Origin of the sequence: Streptomyces puniciscabiei (assembly GCF_006715785.1) — a bacterium.
GTDB lineage: Bacteria > Actinomycetota > Actinomycetes > Streptomycetales > Streptomycetaceae > Streptomyces > Streptomyces puniciscabiei.
The window spans coordinates 2,344,953-2,361,946 of the sequence record NZ_VFNX01000001.1 but is presented as its reverse complement, the minus strand read 5'-3'; the positions used below and the strand labels follow the sequence as shown (position 1 = coordinate 2,361,946).

At 67.7% G+C, this 16,994-nt stretch carries 26 protein-coding genes; 25 read left to right on the top strand and 1 reads right to left on the bottom strand.

The window, feature by feature from the left end; translation table 11 throughout:
* Positions 1-40 precede the first annotated feature (40 nt).
* Positions 41-2,089 (bottom strand): glycosyltransferase family 4 protein, encoded by a 2,049-nt coding sequence (locus tag FB563_RS10655; RefSeq protein WP_055706465.1) that lies wholly within the window; start codon positions 2,087-2,089, stop codon positions 41-43.
* Between the two features lie 178 nt (positions 2,090-2,267).
* On the opposite strand from FB563_RS10655, the gene FB563_RS10650 reads away from it, so the two are divergent.
* The 25 genes from FB563_RS10650 to FB563_RS10520 all read left to right on the top strand — a co-directional run bounded on the left by FB563_RS10650 (position 2,268) and on the right by FB563_RS10520 (position 16,984).
* The gene (locus FB563_RS10650) at positions 2,268-2,948 is read left to right on the top strand and encodes a hypothetical protein (RefSeq protein ID WP_055706466.1); all 681 of its coding nucleotides are present in this window, start codon (positions 2,268-2,270) and stop codon (positions 2,946-2,948) included.
* A 257-nt stretch (positions 2,949-3,205) separates the two neighbouring features.
* Positions 3,206-4,333: a hypothetical protein gene (locus tag FB563_RS10640; RefSeq protein ID WP_055706467.1), complete on the top strand. Its 1,128-nt coding sequence runs from the start codon at positions 3,206-3,208 to the stop codon at positions 4,331-4,333.
* A 681-nt stretch (positions 4,334-5,014) separates the two neighbouring features.
* A complete protein-coding gene (gene rpsJ, locus FB563_RS10635; protein WP_003948644.1) occupies positions 5,015-5,323 on the top strand; it encodes a 30S ribosomal protein S10 in 309 nt (102 codons plus the stop codon).
* A gap of 16 nt (positions 5,324-5,339) precedes the next feature.
* Positions 5,340-5,984, top strand: a complete 645-nt coding sequence (gene rplC, locus FB563_RS10630) for a 50S ribosomal protein L3 (protein ID WP_014674369.1) — start codon at positions 5,340-5,342, stop codon at positions 5,982-5,984.
* Between the two features lie 8 nt (positions 5,985-5,992).
* Positions 5,993-6,643: a 50S ribosomal protein L4 gene (gene rplD / locus FB563_RS10625; protein ID WP_055706468.1), complete on the top strand. Its 651-nt coding sequence runs from the start codon at positions 5,993-5,995 to the stop codon at positions 6,641-6,643.
* The gene (gene rplW, locus FB563_RS10620; protein WP_055706469.1) at positions 6,643-7,062 is read left to right on the top strand and encodes a 50S ribosomal protein L23; all 420 of its coding nucleotides are present in this window, start codon (positions 6,643-6,645) and stop codon (positions 7,060-7,062) included. Before rplD ends, rplW begins: the two co-directional genes overlap by 1 nt.
* Positions 7,063-7,100: 38 nt before the next feature.
* Positions 7,101-7,937, top strand: coding sequence for a 50S ribosomal protein L2 (gene rplB, locus FB563_RS10615; RefSeq protein ID WP_055706470.1), 837 nt, complete (start codon positions 7,101-7,103; stop codon positions 7,935-7,937).
* Between the two features lie 12 nt (positions 7,938-7,949).
* A complete protein-coding gene (gene rpsS / locus FB563_RS10610) occupies positions 7,950-8,231 on the top strand; it encodes a 30S ribosomal protein S19 (RefSeq protein WP_004984529.1) in 282 nt (93 codons plus the stop codon).
* Between the two features lie 43 nt (positions 8,232-8,274).
* Complete coding sequence (gene rplV / locus FB563_RS10605; protein WP_019329637.1) at positions 8,275-8,622, top strand: 50S ribosomal protein L22; 348 nt, start codon at positions 8,275-8,277, stop codon at positions 8,620-8,622.
* On the top strand, positions 8,622-9,440 hold the full coding sequence (gene rpsC, locus FB563_RS10600; RefSeq protein WP_055706471.1) for a 30S ribosomal protein S3: 819 nt from the start codon (positions 8,622-8,624) through the stop codon (positions 9,438-9,440). The genes rplV and rpsC overlap by 1 nt, the downstream gene beginning before the upstream one ends.
* 5 nt (positions 9,441-9,445) lie before the next feature.
* Positions 9,446-9,865 (top strand): 50S ribosomal protein L16, encoded by a 420-nt coding sequence (rplP, locus tag FB563_RS10595; protein ID WP_009190136.1) that lies wholly within the window; start codon positions 9,446-9,448, stop codon positions 9,863-9,865.
* Positions 9,865-10,089 (top strand): 50S ribosomal protein L29, encoded by a 225-nt coding sequence (gene rpmC / locus FB563_RS10590; RefSeq protein ID WP_007494763.1) that lies wholly within the window; start codon positions 9,865-9,867, stop codon positions 10,087-10,089. Before rplP ends, rpmC begins: the two co-directional genes overlap by 1 nt.
* Positions 10,089-10,376, top strand: a complete 288-nt coding sequence (rpsQ, locus tag FB563_RS10585; protein WP_055706472.1) for a 30S ribosomal protein S17 — start codon at positions 10,089-10,091, stop codon at positions 10,374-10,376. The genes rpmC and rpsQ overlap by 1 nt, the downstream gene beginning before the upstream one ends.
* Before the next feature lie 96 nt (positions 10,377-10,472).
* Positions 10,473-10,841, top strand: a complete 369-nt coding sequence (gene rplN / locus FB563_RS10580; RefSeq protein WP_003998823.1) for a 50S ribosomal protein L14 — start codon at positions 10,473-10,475, stop codon at positions 10,839-10,841.
* Between the two features lie 2 nt (positions 10,842-10,843).
* Positions 10,844-11,167 (top strand): 50S ribosomal protein L24, encoded by a 324-nt coding sequence (rplX, locus tag FB563_RS10575; protein WP_055706473.1) that lies wholly within the window; start codon positions 10,844-10,846, stop codon positions 11,165-11,167.
* Complete coding sequence (gene rplE / locus FB563_RS10570) at positions 11,167-11,724, top strand: 50S ribosomal protein L5 (protein WP_019753095.1); 558 nt, start codon at positions 11,167-11,169, stop codon at positions 11,722-11,724. Before rplX ends, rplE begins: the two co-directional genes overlap by 1 nt.
* A gap of 5 nt (positions 11,725-11,729) precedes the next feature.
* The gene (locus FB563_RS10565) at positions 11,730-11,915 is read left to right on the top strand and encodes a type Z 30S ribosomal protein S14 (protein WP_003948630.1); all 186 of its coding nucleotides are present in this window, start codon (positions 11,730-11,732) and stop codon (positions 11,913-11,915) included.
* Positions 11,916-12,129: 214 nt separating this feature from the next.
* Positions 12,130-12,528 (top strand): 30S ribosomal protein S8, encoded by a 399-nt coding sequence (gene rpsH / locus FB563_RS10555; RefSeq protein ID WP_055706474.1) that lies wholly within the window; start codon positions 12,130-12,132, stop codon positions 12,526-12,528.
* A gap of 24 nt (positions 12,529-12,552) precedes the next feature.
* A complete protein-coding gene (gene rplF, locus FB563_RS10550) occupies positions 12,553-13,092 on the top strand; it encodes a 50S ribosomal protein L6 (RefSeq protein ID WP_055706475.1) in 540 nt (179 codons plus the stop codon).
* Between the two features lie 3 nt (positions 13,093-13,095).
* Positions 13,096-13,479 (top strand): 50S ribosomal protein L18, encoded by a 384-nt coding sequence (gene rplR / locus FB563_RS10545; RefSeq protein ID WP_014674380.1) that lies wholly within the window; start codon positions 13,096-13,098, stop codon positions 13,477-13,479.
* A gap of 36 nt (positions 13,480-13,515) precedes the next feature.
* Complete coding sequence (gene rpsE / locus FB563_RS10540; RefSeq protein WP_019753099.1) at positions 13,516-14,121, top strand: 30S ribosomal protein S5; 606 nt, start codon at positions 13,516-13,518, stop codon at positions 14,119-14,121.
* 2 nt (positions 14,122-14,123) lie between these two features.
* A complete protein-coding gene (gene rpmD, locus FB563_RS10535) occupies positions 14,124-14,306 on the top strand; it encodes a 50S ribosomal protein L30 (RefSeq protein WP_003998814.1) in 183 nt (60 codons plus the stop codon).
* 2 nt (positions 14,307-14,308) lie between these two features.
* Complete coding sequence (gene rplO / locus FB563_RS10530; protein WP_030745257.1) at positions 14,309-14,764, top strand: 50S ribosomal protein L15; 456 nt, start codon at positions 14,309-14,311, stop codon at positions 14,762-14,764.
* 244 nt (positions 14,765-15,008) lie between these two features.
* Positions 15,009-16,322, top strand: coding sequence for a preprotein translocase subunit SecY (gene secY, locus FB563_RS10525; RefSeq protein ID WP_055706476.1), 1,314 nt, complete (start codon positions 15,009-15,011; stop codon positions 16,320-16,322).
* Positions 16,322-16,984: an adenylate kinase gene (locus FB563_RS10520; protein WP_055706477.1), complete on the top strand. Its 663-nt coding sequence runs from the start codon at positions 16,322-16,324 to the stop codon at positions 16,982-16,984. Before secY ends, FB563_RS10520 begins: the two co-directional genes overlap by 1 nt.
* Positions 16,985-16,994 lie beyond the last annotated feature (10 nt).

The window sequence follows — 16,994 nt, the reverse complement described above, 5'->3', positions numbered from 1 at the left end:
CAGGCGCCGCCCGAGATTGCCGGAGCGGTGTCCGGGGCCGCTACGGCAGGTCGACGGCGTTGACGGACAGGCCGTTGTCGACCGTGTAGTACGGCCGTACCCGGGCGCGTCCGCGCGGGGTGTCCTCGAACACCGTGACGGGGTACACGTACACCTTCTTGCGGTCCTTGACGTCGCCGAACCAGCCGCCGACGCGCACCGGTCGGGCCCGGCCGGCGACGCGGACCGACAGGTCCCACAGGTCCTGCTCGTCGTGGTGGTGCCGGGCGACGTCCGCGCAGCTGACGCGGGCGTGCAGCAGCCCGTCCCCGTCCCGGTGCCAGGACGGCTCCAGGACCGGGGCGTCGGCGCGGCCGCGGTGCCGCAACTCGACACCCTCGACGTCGGCGTCGGTCCCGAACAGGCGCACCGTCACGCCGATCTCGCCGCCGTCGATGTCGATGCCCTGCACCTCGGCGTGCACGTCGGCCTCACGGGTGCTCAGCGCGATGAACCCGTCCACGGTCGTGTACGGCAGCAGGGCCCGCACCGGGGACAGTCGGGGCTCGGGCCGGAAGTCCATCAGGCCCCGCAGGTCGAGCAGCTCGCTGCGCAGCCGCTTGCGCGGCCCCTTCGCCGGAGCGATCCACAGGTCCCACACCGCGTTCCCCAGGGGCAGCGTGCGCTCGACGGGGGCCGAGAGCCGGCCGCTGTCGTCACGGACGAGCGGCACGCGCAGGGTCGTACGGTCCTCGCCGCCGCGTCTGATGAGCAGCACCTCACCCCTGTCGACCGGCGCGGTGGGCGCCGTCACCACGCGCAGCGAGCCGTCCGCTTCGGCCTGGACGGACCCGCTCATCGGAGCCGGCGCCGACGAGGCGGACGGCTGCGATGCCGCCGCCTGCGTCTCGGCCGCCCGGCCGGCGCGGGTGCGCAGCAGACGGCCCCACAGCGAGGTGGTGCGGGCGAGTGCGGCGGCGGAGCGGCCGGCACCGAGCTCACGGAACAGCTCCTCGTAGCGCACGGCGATCGCGGCGGGGTCGAACCGCTCGGCGTTGCGGCGAGCGGCGGCACCCATCGCGGCCCGCGCGCCCTCGTCGTCGATCAACCGCAGCAGGCCCTCGGCGATGGAGTCGACGTCTCCCGGCCTGACCAGCAGACCGTCCTCGCCGTCGCGGATGATCTCACGCGGGCCGAGCGGGCAGTCGGTGCTCACGACCGGCACTCCGCAGCGCATCGCTTCCACGATGGTCATGCCGAAGGACTCGCTGTCCGAGGTCACCGCGGCGATCGAACCCTTGACCCACTCGGCCTCGATCGGCGAGGCGAGCCCCATCAGATGGACCTGGTCGTACAGACCGAGGTCATTGATCAGAGAGCGCAGCTTCCCGCGCTGGCCGCCGTCTCCGTAGATCCGCAAGCGCCAGTCGGGGTGCTTGGCGGCGACCTTCGCGAAGGCCTGGACGAGCAGGTCGTACCGTTTGATGACCGCGAGGCGACCCGCGGCGACGATCGTCTTGGCGGCAGGGTCGGCCGGGGAGACCGACGGCGCGGGGACGCTGTTGGGTATGGAGACGATCGGCAGCCCCGGAACGGGCATGTCACTGCGGTAGTTGGCCGCGTCGGCCTCGGACACCGTGACGAAGGCGTTCAGGCGCGCGTAGGCCTTCTTCAGATCCGAACGCAGGGCCTCCGAGTGCGATGCGAGCGTGATGTGCTCCTGGCCGATGCGCAGCGTCCGGTCGCCGCCGAAGCGCGCGACATACACGTTCAGGCCGGGGCGCGTCCCGATGAGCACGTCCGGGCTGTTCCGGCGGAAGTGTGCGGCGGCCCGCTCGTCCGTCACCGTGCTGTACTGGTGGTAGCGGGCCTCGGCGGCGGGGAAGACCCGGGCCGGTACGGACCGGTCCTTCTCGGGGACCTCGCGCGTGTCGATGAGGCTGGTCAGCTTGATCCGCGGGTCCATGGAGAACAGCGGTGTGTCGATGCTCTGGAACACCGACACGATCTCCACCTCATGGCGCTCGGCCAGGGCCGTGGCGAGATTGATCGTCGTCCGGTTTGTCCCACCCAGGCCATACACATTGTGGATGAGGAACGAGATCTTCACGCAGCTCTCCTGCTTTGTGGCATGGGTGGGGGCCGCCGACTGGGCGGGTACAGACGGTCCGCAGGGCAGTCATACAGTATTCACACATTTTCCATACCGTTTACAAGGGGTTAGGGATCTCGAAACGAACACGAGCCGGACCGGGCCGACCGCGGCGACTGCCGTACCATGCGCCACTGTGGCGATACAGAACCCGTACCCGTGGGGCCCTCCTTACGGCGGCCCGCCGCCTCCGCCGCCGCACATCCCGGCGAAGGACCTGCGGCCCCGGCGCCTCTGGTACGTGGTGGCCGGACTGCTGGGGCTCGTCCTGGCCGGTGCCGGTGTCGCCTTCATCGCGGTGACGGTGAAGAACACCGTCAGCCTGGTCGACACCGCCCACAGCTTCTCCAGCGGCGACTCGCGGACGTTCGGCTTCGTCCAGGGCAAGACCAAGGCGATCTACGTCTCCCAGTCCGGGCCGGGCCACGTCGACTGCCGGATCCCGGGCATGCGGTCCGGCTCGATGACCCAGCCGTCCAGCACCTTCCGGGTCACCGCCGGCTCCCGCGCCTGGGAGCGCGTCTTCGAGGTGAAGCCCGGCAGCACCGGCACCTACACGCTCACCTGCACCTCGGAGCTGCCCGCCGAGTTCGCGCTGGGGGACAAGCCCCGGGTGGGGGCGTTCGTCGGCAACGTCTTCGCTGGGATCGGCTGCTTCGTCGCCGCGTTCGTCGCGACCGCGACGATCACCGTCGTCACCGCAGTCCGCCGCCACCGCCACCGCCGCCGACTCACCGCGACGTGGGCGCCTCCACCCCAGTGGGGCCCACCGCCCTCCGGCCCCGCGCCGTGGCCTCCGGCCGGACCGGTGTCCTAGCGCGTCGCGTGTGACACCCCAACGGTCCGCCAACGCCTCTGCTGCGCCGCGTCCAACGGGAGTCCCCGCACGCGGAGTTGCTCGGTGACGAGGAGCCGGGCCGGACGGGCGTGACGAGATCGAGCCCGTGGTGCAGATGCGGTGCACCACGGACAGCAGCAACGGCAACGACTGCGTCGAGGTGGCCGAAGCCCCCACCACCCTCCACATCCGCGGCTCCAACGTCCGCACGCTCCGACCCGACCGAAAGCGAACCCGTGAGCACCGTCCCGCCCTCCGAGCACCCCGATGAGTCCTCCATACCCGACGAGCAGTGGGAGGCGTTCCTGCGCGAGGCCGTGGCGGACGGTGGCAGGAACGCACCGAAGGAGCCGTCCGCGCGGGCGCGGATGGTGACCCGTCGGCTGAAGGAGCAGGACGAGGCGACGCGGTTCCAGGTGATCGAGGGCGGCGGTCGCCGACGGTGGCGCCGACGCCGCACCGTGGGCTCGGCGATCGGTGTGTTGCTGGCGGTGGGGCTCGCCGTCGTAGCCGTACGGCCGTCGCTGCTGCTGGACCGGTTTCCGGGTGGTCACCACACCTCCTCCGCACCGCTGCCCGCCGAGACGGCGCTGCCCTCGAGTGCCCCGGGTGGGATCGACCAGGCCGGACCGCCCACCCGTAAGGACCCCTTCCGTGGCTCGCCCGCCCGGCGATGGGCCGAGGGGGCGGACGCCATCGAGGTGCCGGCCGCGAAGGCCGTGGGCGGGATGAGCCGGCAGGACGTGGCCCTCGCCCTGCGCCGTACCAAGGAGTTCCTGGTCGGCGCCAACCTGGACCCGGCCGTGCTGCGCGGCGGGCAGCCCGACGCGGCGCTGGCCCTGCTCGACCCGCGGCAGCCCCACACACTGCCCGACCTGCGGCGCTCGCTGCGCACCCCGGACCGGGGCCACGACCCCCTGCACCTGGTGACCCGCTTCGACCCGACGGAGGTGGCCCTCGCCGGTGAGGTGGTCAAGGTGCGCGGTCATATGACGTTCTCCGCCGGTGCCGCGGGCGAGGTGCGGGTACACGCGGACTACACCTTCGTCTACCCGCTGGTCCGGGCCGGCGGAAAGGGAGACCGCGATGTCGTGGCCCGGACGATCATCCGCCGCGACCTGACGATGGTCCTGCTCGACCCGCACAAGTGGATCGCGACCGAGGGCAAGCTCAACGTCCGGTCGTCCGACAGCGAGTCCTACAACAGCGAGTGCGGCGTCCACGACGGCTACTACCACCCGATCTTCCCGGACGGCACCCCCACCGGCGCCCCGGCCACGGGCCCCGCCGCGGACCCCTACGACCGCAGCAAATCCCTGTCGGACGACCATCACAAGGGCTGCGGCACGGTCACCCGCACCTGAAGCAGGCGCGGACCGTCAACCCAGTAGCGACTGGAGACGGTTCGGCGGGACGGCCTGGGCCGCGGCCTTTGCCGGGCTGGAGTCATCCACCGGGCCCGGCATCACGGCCGACGGCCGGCGCGACACGGCCGGCGCCTGTTCACCCGCGCTCGCCGTGGTGTACGCAAAGTGCCGCCATGGCTGCGTCGTGTTCACGGCCCAGCAGAAGGACGGAGATCCGGATCCCCGGCCGACCGGTGCAGGCCCGCCTGCCGCCCCCCGGTTTGACCTACGTCACCCCGGGGGTATTCTCTCCGCCCCGATTGGCATCCGCCCCGCCCCATATGGCAGACTGTCCGAGTTGCTCGGTCGAGTGTTGATGCTGCGCGCCTCCCGCCGGGAGGACCGGAAGCGAGTCCCACAGTACTCGTCGTCCTAACTGCCCTCGGGCAGCACTGGGGCGGACGTACGGGAATCTTCCGGGAAGCGTGGGCGCGGCACCGGCCAGGCGCCCGGTGGGCCCGAGGTCCCCGGTCCGCGGTTCCGGAAGGGCCGTCGTAATCCCCGCAGGGATGTTCGAACAAGGGGCATCTGTGTCAGCGGGAGCGCGACACGCCCGACCGCGTGGGTCGGAGAAACGACGGCAGCAGAAGGAATCCGCCGGGTGTCAGAGCGTAAGAGAGACAGGACTACTGAGTAGCCATGGCGGGACAGAAGATCCGCATCCGGCTCAAGGCCTACGACCACGAGGTCATCGACTCCTCGGCGAAGAAGATCGTCGAGACGGTGACCCGCACTGGTGCGTCGGTCGCGGGCCCGGTGCCGCTGCCCACTGAGAAGAACGTGTACTGCGTCATCAAGTCGCCGCACAAGTACAAGGACTCGCGCGAGCACTTCGAGATGCGCACGCACAAGCGCCTGATCGACATCCTCGACCCGACCCCCAAGACCGTTGACTCTCTGATGCGACTCGACCTCCCGGCCGGTGTCGACATCGAGATCAAGCTCTGAGGCTGGTGGGCTGAGAATGGCTAAGCAGATCAAGGGCATCCTGGGCGAGAAGCTCGGCATGACGCAGGTGTGGGACGAGAACAACCGTGTTGTTCCGGTCACCGTCGTCAAGGCCGGCCCCAACGTCGTGACCCAGGTTCGTACGAACGACGTCGACGGCTACGAGTCCGTTCAGATCGCCTTCGGCGAGATCGACCCGCGCAAGGTGAACAAGCCCCTCAAGGGCCACTTCGCCAAGGCCGACGTCACCCCCCGTCGTCACCTCGTCGAGATCCGCACCGCGGACGCCTCCGAGTACACGCTGGGCCAGGAGATCACCGCCGAGGTGTTCGAGGCCGGTGTGAAGGTCGACGTCACCGGCAAGAGCAAGGGCAAGGGCTTCGCCGGTGTCATGAAGCGCCACAACTTCCGTGGCCTCGGCGCCGGACACGGCACCCAGCGCAAGCACCGCTCGCCCGGTTCCATCGGTGGCTGCGCCACCCCGGGCCGCGTGTTCAAGGGCCTCCGCATGGCGGGTCGCATGGGCAACGAGCGGGTCACCACCCAGAACCTGACCGTCCACGCCGTTGACGCGGAGAAGGGTCTGCTGCTCATCAAGGGCGCGGTTCCCGGTCCGAACGGCGGCCTCGTCCTGGTCCGCACCGCGGCCAAGGGGGCCTGAGGTAACCGATGAGCACTGTTGACATCCTTTCGCCGGCGGGCGACAAGGCCGGTTCCGTCGAGCTCCCCGCGGAGATCTTCGACGCCAAGGTCAGCGTCCCGCTGATCCACCAGGTCGTCGTCGCGCAGCTGGCCGCTGCCCGCCAGGGCACGCACAAGACCAAGACCCGCGGTGAAGTCCGTGGTGGTGGCAAGAAGCCGTACCGCCAGAAGGGCACCGGTCGCGCCCGCCAGGGTTCGACCCGCGCGCCGCAGTTCGCCGGTGGTGGCGTCGTGCACGGTCCCGTGCCGCGTGACTACTCGCAGCGGACCCCGAAGAAGATGAAGGCCGCCGCCCTGCGCGGTGCCCTCACCGACCGGGCGCGTCACAACCGCATCCACGTCGTCTCCGGCGTGGTCGAGGGCCAGATCTCCACGAAGGCCGCCAAGAGCCTGTTCGGCAAGATCAGCGAGCGCAAGAACCTGCTCCTGGTCGCCGAGCGCTCCGACGAGGCCGCGTGGCTGTCCGCCCGTAACCTGCCCCAGGTCCACATCCTGGAGCCGGGCCAGCTGAACACGTACGACGTTCTCGTCTCGGACGACGTGGTCTTCACCCAGGCCGCTTTCGAGTCCTTCGTCGCCGGCCCGAAGGCCAACGACACCGAAGGGAGCGAGGTCTGATGGCCATCCGTCACCCCGCTATCGCCTCGAAGGCCGCCAAGGCCGCCAAGGCCGCGCGCGTCGCCAAGGCGCGCCGTCACGCCGCCGAGGGCAAGAACACCGTCGAGACTCCGCTGAGCAAGTCCTTCACGGACCCCCGTGACGTGCTGCTCAAGCCGGTCGTCTCCGAGAAGAGCTACGCGCTCCTCGACGAGAACAAGTACACGTTCGTCGTCGCCCCGGGCGCCAACAAGACCCAGATCAAGCAGGCCGTCCAGGCGGTCTTCGACGTCAAGGTCACCGGGGTCAACACGATCAACCGCCAGGGCAAGCGCAAGCGGACCCGCACCGGTTTCGGCCAGCGTGCCGCGACCAAGCGCGCGATCGTGACCCTCGCCGAGGGCGACCGTATCGACATCTTCGGCGGTCCGACCGCGTAAGCGGGTCGGATCGTCCGATATCGGACGAGGACTGAGAAATGGGAATCCGCAAGTACAAGCCGACTACGCCGGGCCGTCGTGGCGCCAGCGTCGCCGACTTCGTCGAGGTCACGCGGTCCACGCCGGAGAAGTCGCTGGTCCGCCCCCTGCACAGCAAGGGCGGCCGTAACAACGCCGGTCGTGTGACCGTTCGCCACCAGGGTGGCGGACACAAGCGCGCCTACCGAGTGATCGACTTCCGTCGTCACGACAAGGACGGCGTGCCGGCGAAGGTCGCGCACATCGAGTACGACCCCAACCGCACCGCGCGCATCGCGCTCCTGCACTACGCGGACGGCGAGAAGCGCTACATCCTCGCGCCGCGTGGCCTCAGCCAGGGCGACCGCGTCGAGAACGGTCCCGGGGCCGACATCAAGCCGGGCAACAACCTGGCCATTCGCAACATCCCGGTCGGTACGACCCTGCACGCCATCGAGCTGCGTCCGGGCGGCGGCGCCAAGTTCGCCCGCTCCGCCGGCGCCTCCGTGCAGCTGCTCGCGAAGGAGGGCGCCTACGCCCACCTGCGCATGCCCTCCGGTGAGATCCGCCTGGTCGACGTGCGCTGCCGCGCCACCGTCGGCGAGGTCGGCAACGCCGAGCAGAGCAACATCAACTGGGGCAAGGCGGGCCGCAAGCGGTGGCTGGGCGTTCGCCCGACCGTCCGTGGTGTGGTCATGAACCCGGTTGACCACCCGCACGGTGGTGGTGAGGGCCGGACCTCCGGTGGTCGCCACCCTGTGTCCCCGTGGGGCAAGAAGGAAGGCCGTACTCGTTCGCCCAAGAAGGCGTCGAACAAGTACATCGTCCGCCGCCGCAAGACGAACAAGAAGCGCTAAGGACGGGTTGAGATGCCTCGTAGCTTGAAGAAGGGGCCCTTCGTCGACGACCACCTGATCAAGAAGGTGGACGCCCAGAACGAAGCGGGCACCAAGAACGTCATCAAGACCTGGTCCCGTCGCTCGATGATCGTCCCGGCCATGCTCGGCCACACGATCGCGGTGCACAACGGCAAGACCCACATCCCGGTGTTCGTCACCGAGTCGATGGTCGGCCACAAGCTCGGCGAGTTCTCGCCGACGCGCACCTTCCGGGGTCACGTCAAGGAAGACCGGAAGTCGAAGCGCCGCTAGCAGCGGATCGCATTCAGACACGTAAGTAACTGAAGGGACAACCATGGAAGCCAGGGCCCAGGCGCGGTACATCCGCGTCACGCCCATGAAGGCCCGCCGCGTGGTGGACCTCATCCGTGGCATGGACGCCACGGAGGCCCAGGCTGTTCTGCGATTCGCTCCGCAGGCAGCCTCCGTGCCGGTCGGCAAGGTGCTCGACAGCGCCATCGCCAACGCCGCGCACAACTACGACCACACCGACGCCGACAGCCTCTACATCTCCGAGGCGTACGTCGACGAGGGCCCGACCCTGAAGCGGTTCCGGCCGCGCGCCCAGGGCCGTGCCTACCGGATCCGCAAGCGGACCAGCCACATCACCGTGGTCGTCAGCAGCAAGGAAGGAACCCGGTAATGGGCCAGAAGGTTAACCCGCATGGGTTCCGGCTCGGTGTCACCACGGACTTCAAGTCCCGGTGGTACGCCGACAAGCTGTACAAGGACTACGTCAAGGAAGACGTCGCCATCCGTCGGATGATGACGTCCGGCATGGAGCGCGCCGGCATCTCGAAGGTGGAGATCGAGCGCACCCGTGACCGCGTGCGTGTGGACATCCACACCGCTCGTCCGGGCATCGTCATCGGCCGCCGTGGCGCCGAGGCCGACCGCATCCGCGGCGACCTCGAGAAGCTCACGGGCAAGCAGGTCCAGCTGAACATCCTCGAGGTCAAGAACCCCGAGACCGACGCTCAGCTGGTTGCCCAGGCCGTCGCCGAGCAGCTCTCCTCCCGCGTCTCCTTCCGCCGTGCCATGCGCAAGAGCATGCAGTCGGCGATGAAGGCCGGCGCCAAGGGCATCAAGATCCAGTGCGGTGGCCGCCTCGGCGGCGCCGAGATGTCCCGCTCGGAGTTCTACCGCGAGGGCCGTGTGCCCCTGCACACGCTCCGTGCGAACGTGGACTACGGCTTCTTCGAGGCCAAGACGACCTTCGGCCGCATCGGTGTGAAGGTCTGGATCTACAAGGGCGACGTCAAGAACATCGCCGAGGTCCGCGCCGAGAACGCTGCCGCCCGTGCGGGTAACCGCCCGGCCCGCGGTGGCGCCGACCGCCCGGCCCGTGGTGGCCGCGGTGGCGAGCGGCGCGGTCGCAAGCCGCAGCAGGCTGCCGGCGCCGAGGCCCCCAAGGCCGAGGCCCCCGCCGCTCCGGCTGAGAGCACCGGAACGGAGGCCTGACCGACATGCTGATCCCCCGTAGGGTCAAGCACCGCAAGCAGCACCACCCGAAGCGCAACGGTATGTCCAAGGGTGGCACGCAGGTTGCGTTCGGCGAGTACGGCATCCAGGCGCTGACCCCGGCCTACGTCACGAACCGCCAGATCGAGGCGGCCCGTATCGCGATGACCCGTCACATCAAGCGTGGCGGCAAGGTCTGGATCAACATCTACCCGGACCGTCCCCTCACCAAGAAGCCTGCCGAGACCCGCATGGGTTCCGGTAAGGGTTCGCCGGAGTGGTGGATCGCGAACGTCAAGCCCGGACGTGTGATGTTCGAGCTGTCGTACCCCAACGAGAAGATCGCCCGTGAGGCGCTGACCCGTGCGGCCCACAAGCTGCCGATGAAGTGCCGGATCGTCAAGCGCGAGGCAGGTGAAGCGTGATGTCGGCCGGTACCAAGGCGTCCGAGCTGCGCGAGCTGGGCAACGAGGAGCTTCTGGCGAAGCTCCGCGAGGCCAAGGAAGAGCTGTTCAACCTCCGCTTCCAGGCGGCGACGGGCCAGCTCGAGAACCACGGCCGTCTCAAGGCGGTCCGCAAGGACATCGCCCGGATCTACACCCTCATGCGTGAGCGTGAGCTCGGCATCGAGACGGTGGAGAACGCCTGATGAGCGAGAAGAACGTGACTGAGCAGAACACTGAGGCGCGCGGTTTCCGCAAGACCCGTGAGGGCCTCGTCGTCAGCGACAAGATGGACAAGACCGTCGTCGTCGCCGTCGAGGACCGCGTCAAGCACGCGCTGTACGGCAAGGTCATCCGCCGTACCAACAAGCTCAAGGCGCACGACGAGCAGAACGCCGCGGGTGTCGGCGACCGCGTCCTCCTGATGGAGACCCGGCCGCTGTCCGCGACGAAGCGCTGGCGCGTCGTCGAGATCCTCGAGAAGGCCAAGTAATTCCTGCGGGGCAAACCCCGCAGGTCAGTTCCGCCAGGCTCCGGGGGCCGTTGAGAGACGGCCCCCGGGGAACCGGCAGACGATCAGGAGATAGACGTGATCCAGCAGGAGTCGCGACTGCGTGTCGCCGACAACACTGGTGCGAAGGAGATCCTTTGCATCCGTGTGCTCGGTGGCTCCGGTCGCCGCTACGCGGGCATCGGTGACGTCATCGTCGCCACCGTCAAGGACGCGATCCCCGGTGGCAACGTGAAGAAGGGTGACGTCGTCAAGGCGGTCATCGTTCGCACCGTCAAGGAGCGCCGCCGTCCGGACGGCTCGTACATCCGCTTCGACGAGAACGCCGCCGTCATTCTGAAGAACGACGGCGACCCTCGCGGCACCCGTATCTTCGGCCCCGTCGGCCGTGAGCTGCGCGAGAAGAAGTTCATGAAGATCATCTCGCTCGCGCCGGAGGTGCTGTAAGCATGAAGATCAAGAAGGGCGACCTGGTCCAGGTCATCACCGGCAAGGACAAGGGCAAGCAGGGCAAGGTCATTGCCGCTTACCCGCGCGAGGAGCGTGTCCTGGTCGAGGGTGTCAACCGGGTCAAGAAGCACACCAAGGCCGGTCCGACCGCTCGCGGTTCCCAGGCCGGCGGCATCGTCACGACCGAGGCGCCGATCCACGTCTCCAACGTCCAGCTGGTCGTTGAGAAGGACGGGCAGAAGGTCGTCACGCGTGTCGGTTACCGCTTCGACGAAGAGGGCAACAAGATCCGCGTTGCCAAGCGGACGGGTGAGGACATCTGATGGCTACCACCACCACTCCGCGTCTGAAGCAGAAGTACCGCGAGGAGATCGCGGGCAAGCTGCGTGACGAGTTCAAGTACGAGAACGTCATGCAGGTTCCCGGCCTCGTCAAGATCGTGGTCAACATGGGTGTGGGCGACGCCGCCCGCGACTCCAAGCTGATCGAGGGCGCCATCCGCGACCTCACCACGATCACCGGTCAGAAGCCGGCCGTCACCAAGGCCCGCAAGTCCATCGCGCAGTTCAAGCTGCGTGAGGGCCAGCCGATCGGTGCCCACGTCACGCTCCGTGGCGACCGCATGTGGGAGTTCCTGGACCGCACCCTGTCGCTCGCGCTGCCGCGCATCCGCGACTTCCGCGGCCTGTCCCCCAAGCAGTTCGACGGCCGTGGCAACTACACCTTCGGTCTCACGGAGCAGGTCATGTTCCACGAGATCGACCAGGACAAGATCGACCGCGTCCGGGGTATGGACATCACCGTGGTCACCACGGCGACCAACGACGCTGAGGGCCGCGCGCTCCTTCGTCACCTCGGCTTCCCGTTCAAGGAGGCGTGAGCGAGATGGCGAAGAAGGCTCTGATCGCTAAGGCTGCTCGCAAGCCCAAGTTCGGTGTGCGTGGCTACACCCGCTGCCAGCGCTGCGGCCGTCCGCACTCCGTGTACCGCAAGTTCGGCCTGTGCCGCGTGTGCCTTCGTGAGATGGCTCACCGTGGCGAGCTGCCGGGCGTGACCAAGAGCTCCTGGTAATCCCGACTTTTAGGGATTCCTGGACCTCTCGGTAAGCAACCGGAACGGCAGGGGCCCTCCTTCACATGCCTTAGGCTAGGAGGGTTGGGCCTCTGCCGCCCGTACGACTTACTACGCCGTAGGTCCCCGCACCGCACCCGTCCCGTCTGCAGAAGTACGGGGAGAGGGATGGCGCATATAGGAAACCCCGGCGAGAAAGGCCACAGGCCAATTCATGACCATGACTGATCCGATCGCAGACATGCTGACGCGTCTGCGGAACGCGAACTCGGCGTACCACGACTCGGTGTCGATGCCGCACTCCAAGATCAAGTCTCACATCGCGGAGATCCTCCAGCAGGAGGGCTTCATCACGGGCTGGCGTGTCGAGGACGCCGAGGTCGGCAAGAACCTCGTCCTCGAGCTGAAGTTCGGCCCGAACCGTGAGCGCTCCATCGCGGGCATCAAGCGGATCTCCAAGCCCGGTCTCCGGGTGTACGCGAAGTCCACCAACCTGCCGAAGGTGCTGGGCGGCCTCGGCGTGGCGATCATCTCCACGTCGCACGGGCTCCTCACCGACAAGCAGGCCGGCAAGAAGGGCGTGGGTGGGGAAGTCCTCGCCTACGTCTGGTAGCAGAAGGGAACGGAGGAAACAGCTATGTCGCGCATCGGCAAGCTCCCCATCGCGGTTCCCGCCGGCGTGGACGTCACCATCGACGGCCGTACGGTCTCGGTCAAGGGCCCCAAGGGCTCGTTGTCCCACACCGTCGCGGCTCCGATCGACATCGCTAAGGGCGAGGACGGCACCCTGCAGGTGACCCGCCCGAACGACGAGCGTCAGAGCAAGGCCCTGCACGGCCTCTCCCGCACGCTGGTGGCGAACATGATCACCGGCGTGACCCAGGGTTACGTGAAGAAGCTCGAGATCAGCGGTGTCGGTTACCGAGTGACCGCCAAGGGTTCGAACCTGGAGTTCGCTCTCGGTTACAGCCACCCGATCCTCGTCGAGGCCCCCGAGGGCATCACCTTCAAGGTGGAGTCCCCGACCCGTTTCTCGGTCGAGGGCATCGACAAGCAGAAGGTCGGCGAGGTTGCGGCCAACATCCGCAAGCTGCGCAAGCCCGACCCGTACAAGGCCAAGGGCGTCAAGTACGAGGGCGAAGTCATCCGCCGCAAGGTCGGAAAGGCGGGTAAGTAAGCCATGGCATACGGGCAGAAGATCCTCAAGGGCGACGCCTACAAGCGCGCCGCGATCAAGCGCCGTCACATCCGGATCCGCAAGCGGATCTCCGGTACGGCGGAGCGTCCCCGTCTGGTCGTGACCCGCTCCAACCGCCACATCGTGGCGCAGGTGATCGACGACCTGAAGGGCCACACGCTGGCGTCGGCGTCCACCCTGGACGCGTCGATCCGTGGTGGCGAGGCCGACAAGTCCGCGCAGGCCAAGCAGGTCGGTGCCCTGGTCGCCGAGCGTGCCAAGGCCGCCGGTGTCGAGGCCGTGGTGTTCGACCGTGGTGGCAACCAGTACGCCGGGCGCATCGCCGCCCTGGCGGACGCCGCCCGCGAGGCCGGGCTCAAGTTCTGAGCCGCTTGTAGCTAGCGGAAAGAGAGAGGTAATCCAATGGCTGGACCCCAGCGCCGCGGAAGCGGTGCCGGTGGCGGCGAGCGGCGGGACCGGAAGGGCCGTGACGGCGGCGCTGCTGCCGCCGAGAAGACCGCGTACGTTGAGCGCGTCGTCGCGATCAACCGCGTCGCCAAGGTTGTGAAGGGTGGTCGTCGCTTCAGCTTCACCGCGCTGGTCGTGGTGGGCGACGGTGACGGCACCGTGGGTGTCGGATACGGCAAGGCCAAGGAGGTGCCGGCCGCCATCGCCAAGGGCGTTGAGGAGGCCAAGAAGCACTTCTTCAAGGTCCCCCGGATCCAGGGCACCATCCCGCACCCGATCCAGGGTGAGAAGGCTGCCGGCGTCGTGCTGCTCAAGCCCGCGTCCCCCGGTACCGGTGTTATCGCCGGTGGTCCGGTGCGCGCCGTGCTCGAGTGCGCCGGTATCCACGACGTGCTGTCGAAGTCGCTCGGCTCCGACAACGCCATCAACATCGTGCACGCGACCGTGGAGGCCCTCAAGGGCCTGCAGCGTCCCGAGGAGATCGCGGCCCGCCGTGGTCTGCCGCTCGAGGACGTCGCTCCCGCGGCTCTCCTTCGTGCGCGTGCCGGGGCGGGTGCGTAATCATGGCGCAGCTCAAGATCACGCAGGTCAAGTCCTACATCGGCAGCAAGCAGAACCACCGTGACACCCTGCGGTCGCTTGGTCTCAAGGGGATCAACACCGTGGTCGTCAAGGAGGACCGCCCCGAGTTCCGCGGCATGGTGCACACCGTCCGCCACCTCGTGACGGTCGAGGAGGTCGACTGATCATGGCGGAGCAGAACCCGCTGAAGATCCACAACCTCCGTCCGGCCCCCGGCGCCAAGACCGCCAAGACCCGTGTGGGTCGTGGTGAGGCGTCGAAGGGTAAGACGGCCGGTCGTGGTACCAAGGGCACCAAGGCCCGCTACCAGGTTCCGGAGCGCTTCGAGGGTGGCCAGATGCCGCTCCACATGCGCCTCCCGAAGCTGAAGGGCTTCAAGAACCCGTTCAAGACCGAGTACCAGGTCGTGAACCTCGACAAGCTGGCCGCGCTCTACCCCGAGGGTGGCGAGGTCACCGTCGAGGGTCTGGTGGCCAAGGGTGCCGTTCGCAAGAACAGCCTCGTCAAGGTCCTGGGCCAGGGCGAGGTCTCCGTGGCGCTGCAGGTGACGGTCGACGCCGTCTCCGGCTCCGCCAAGGAGAAGATCACCGCCGCCGGCGGTACGGTCACCGAGCTGGTCTGAGTTCCTCAGGTCCCTCGATGACGTGAACGATCCCGACCGGGGATACTCCACAAAAGGGGTATCCCCGGTCGGTCGTTCCAAGGGGGGTGCTCTCGCCGGTAAGGTGGCCAGCACTGCCTACTTTCAATGGATGCTTCCCATGGGGCACCCTGGGCGGCAGTTGACCGTTAGTAATTCGTCTGTATCCGTCGAACCTCAAGACCGTCACCCTTGACGCAGTTGCGCGGGGGTCGCAGGAGGCACCGTGCTCACCGCGTTCGCCCGGGCGTTCAGGACGCCCGACCTGCGCAAGAAGCTGCTCTTCACGCTGGGCATCATCGTGGTCTACCGGGTCGGTACCCACATTCCGATCCCCGGCGTCAACTACAAGGCCGTCCAGCAGTGTGTCACCGAGGCCGGGGCCAACCAGGGCCTGTTCGGCCTCGTGAACATGTTCAGCGGCGGTGCGCTGCTGCAGATCACGGTCTTCGCGCTCGGCATCATGCCGTACATCACGGCCAGCATCATCCTTCAGCTGCTGACCGTGGTCATCCCGCGCCTGGAAGCCCTCAAGAAGGAGGGCCAGGCCGGTACGGCGAAGATCACGCAGTACACCCGTTACCTGACGGTGGCCCTCGCCATCCTGCAGGGCACCGGCCTGGTCGCCACCGCCCGCACCGGCCGGCTGTTCAACGGCTGCTCGGTCGCCACGAGCATCGTCCCGGACCAGGCGATCTTCACGACGATCACGATGGTCGTCTGCATGACCGCCGGTACGTGTGTCGTGATGTGGCTCGGTGAGCTGATCACCGACCGCGGCATCGGCAACGGCATGTCGATCCTGATGTTCATCTCGATCGCCGCGACCTTCCCGTCCGCGCTGTGGGCCATCAAGAAGCAGGGCACCCTGGCCGGCGGCTGGATCGAGTTCGGCACCGTCATCCTGGTCGGCCTGGTCATGGTCGCGCTCGTCGTCTTCGTCGAGCAGGCCCAGCGCCGCATCCCGGTGCAGTACGCGAAGCGCATGATCGGCCGCCGTTCCTACGGTGGTACGTCCACGTACATCCCGCTCAAGGTGAACCAGGCGGGTGTGATTCCGGTCATCTTCGCCTCCTCGCTGCTCTACATCCCGGCGCTCGTGGCGCAGTTCGCGGGGGGCAAGTCGGGCTGGAAGACCTGGGTCGAGCAGAACCTCACCAAGGGCGATCACCCGATTTACATCACTCTGTACTTCTTGCTCATCGTTTTCTTCGCGTTCTTCTACGTGGCGATCTCCTTCAACCCCGAGGAAGTCGCCGACAACATGAAGAAGTATGGTGGCTTCATCCCGGGCATCCGGGCTGGCCGACCGACCGCTGAGTACCTCAGCTACGTGCTCAACCGGATCACCTGGCCGGGTTCGCTGTATCTGGGTCTGATTGCTCTCGTGCCAACAATGGCGTTGGTCGGGTTCGGGGCGACGAACAACTTCCCGTTCGGTGGAACCAGCATCCTGATCATCGTGGGTGTCGGTCTCGAGACGGTGAAGCAGATCGAGAGCCAGCTCCAGCAGCGCAATTACGAAGGGTTCCTCCGCTGATGCGTATCGTCCTCGTCGGGCCGCCGGGTGCCGGTAAGGGAACGCAGGCCGTCCGGCTCGCCAAGGAGCTGGCCATCCCGCACATCTCCACGGGCGACCTGTTCCGGGCCAACATCAACCAGGAGACCGAGCTCGGCAAGCTCGCGAAGTCCTACATGGCCGCGGGCAACCTTGTCCCGGACGAGGTCACCATCGCGATGGCCAAGGACCGCATGGAGCAGAAGGACGCCGAGGGCGGCTTCCTGCTGGACGGCTTCCCGCGCAATGTGCAGCAGGCCGAGGCGCTGGACGAGCTGCTGGAGACCGAGGACTTCAAGCTTGACGCCGTCCTGGACCTGGAGGTCCCGGAGGAAGAGGTCGTCAAGCGGATCGCCGGCCGGCGCATCTGCCGCAACGAGCCCTCGCACGTCTTCCACGTGACGTACAGCCCGCCGAAGAAGGAGGGCGTGTGCGACGTCTGCGGCGGTGAGCTGTACCAGCGCGACGACGACTCCGAGGACACCGTCCGCAAGCGGCTGGAGGTCTACCACACGCAGACCGAGCCGATCATCGACTACTACAAGGCGCAGGGCCTGGTCGTGACGATCTCCTCCCTGGGCCCCGTGGACGAGGTCACGCAGCGGGCGCTGGAAGCCCTCAAGCGTGAGAAGGACGAGCAGTAACAGCCCGGCT

Excerpts from the sequence above, each read along its gene's own strand:
- rpsJ (WP_003948644.1), top strand. The coding sequence starts at position 5,015 with ATGGCGGGACAGAAGATCCGCATCCGGCTCAAGGCCTACGACCACGAG.
- rplC (WP_014674369.1), top strand. The coding sequence starts at position 5,340 with ATGGCTAAGCAGATCAAGGGCATCCTGGGCGAGAAGCTCGGCATGACG.
- rplD (WP_055706468.1), top strand. The coding sequence starts at position 5,993 with ATGAGCACTGTTGACATCCTTTCGCCGGCGGGCGACAAGGCCGGTTCC.
- rplW (WP_055706469.1), top strand. The coding sequence starts at position 6,643 with ATGGCCATCCGTCACCCCGCTATCGCCTCGAAGGCCGCCAAGGCCGCC.
- rplB (WP_055706470.1), top strand. The coding sequence starts at position 7,101 with ATGGGAATCCGCAAGTACAAGCCGACTACGCCGGGCCGTCGTGGCGCC.
- rpsS (WP_004984529.1), top strand. The coding sequence starts at position 7,950 with ATGCCTCGTAGCTTGAAGAAGGGGCCCTTCGTCGACGACCACCTGATC.
- rplV (WP_019329637.1), top strand. The coding sequence starts at position 8,275 with ATGGAAGCCAGGGCCCAGGCGCGGTACATCCGCGTCACGCCCATGAAG.
- rpsC (WP_055706471.1), top strand. The coding sequence starts at position 8,622 with ATGGGCCAGAAGGTTAACCCGCATGGGTTCCGGCTCGGTGTCACCACG.
- rplP (WP_009190136.1), top strand. The coding sequence starts at position 9,446 with ATGCTGATCCCCCGTAGGGTCAAGCACCGCAAGCAGCACCACCCGAAG.
- rpmC (WP_007494763.1), top strand. The coding sequence starts at position 9,865 with ATGTCGGCCGGTACCAAGGCGTCCGAGCTGCGCGAGCTGGGCAACGAG.
- rpsQ (WP_055706472.1), top strand. The coding sequence starts at position 10,089 with ATGAGCGAGAAGAACGTGACTGAGCAGAACACTGAGGCGCGCGGTTTC.
- rplX (WP_055706473.1), top strand. The coding sequence starts at position 10,844 with ATGAAGATCAAGAAGGGCGACCTGGTCCAGGTCATCACCGGCAAGGAC.
- rplE (WP_019753095.1), top strand. The coding sequence starts at position 11,167 with ATGGCTACCACCACCACTCCGCGTCTGAAGCAGAAGTACCGCGAGGAG.
- FB563_RS10565 (WP_003948630.1), top strand. The coding sequence starts at position 11,730 with ATGGCGAAGAAGGCTCTGATCGCTAAGGCTGCTCGCAAGCCCAAGTTC.
- rpsH (WP_055706474.1), top strand. The coding sequence starts at position 12,130 with ATGACCATGACTGATCCGATCGCAGACATGCTGACGCGTCTGCGGAAC.
- rplF (WP_055706475.1), top strand. The coding sequence starts at position 12,553 with ATGTCGCGCATCGGCAAGCTCCCCATCGCGGTTCCCGCCGGCGTGGAC.
- rplR (WP_014674380.1), top strand. The coding sequence starts at position 13,096 with ATGGCATACGGGCAGAAGATCCTCAAGGGCGACGCCTACAAGCGCGCC.
- rpsE (WP_019753099.1), top strand. The coding sequence starts at position 13,516 with ATGGCTGGACCCCAGCGCCGCGGAAGCGGTGCCGGTGGCGGCGAGCGG.
- rpmD (WP_003998814.1), top strand. The coding sequence starts at position 14,124 with ATGGCGCAGCTCAAGATCACGCAGGTCAAGTCCTACATCGGCAGCAAG.
- rplO (WP_030745257.1), top strand. The coding sequence starts at position 14,309 with ATGGCGGAGCAGAACCCGCTGAAGATCCACAACCTCCGTCCGGCCCCC.
- FB563_RS10520 (WP_055706477.1), top strand. The coding sequence starts at position 16,322 with ATGCGTATCGTCCTCGTCGGGCCGCCGGGTGCCGGTAAGGGAACGCAG.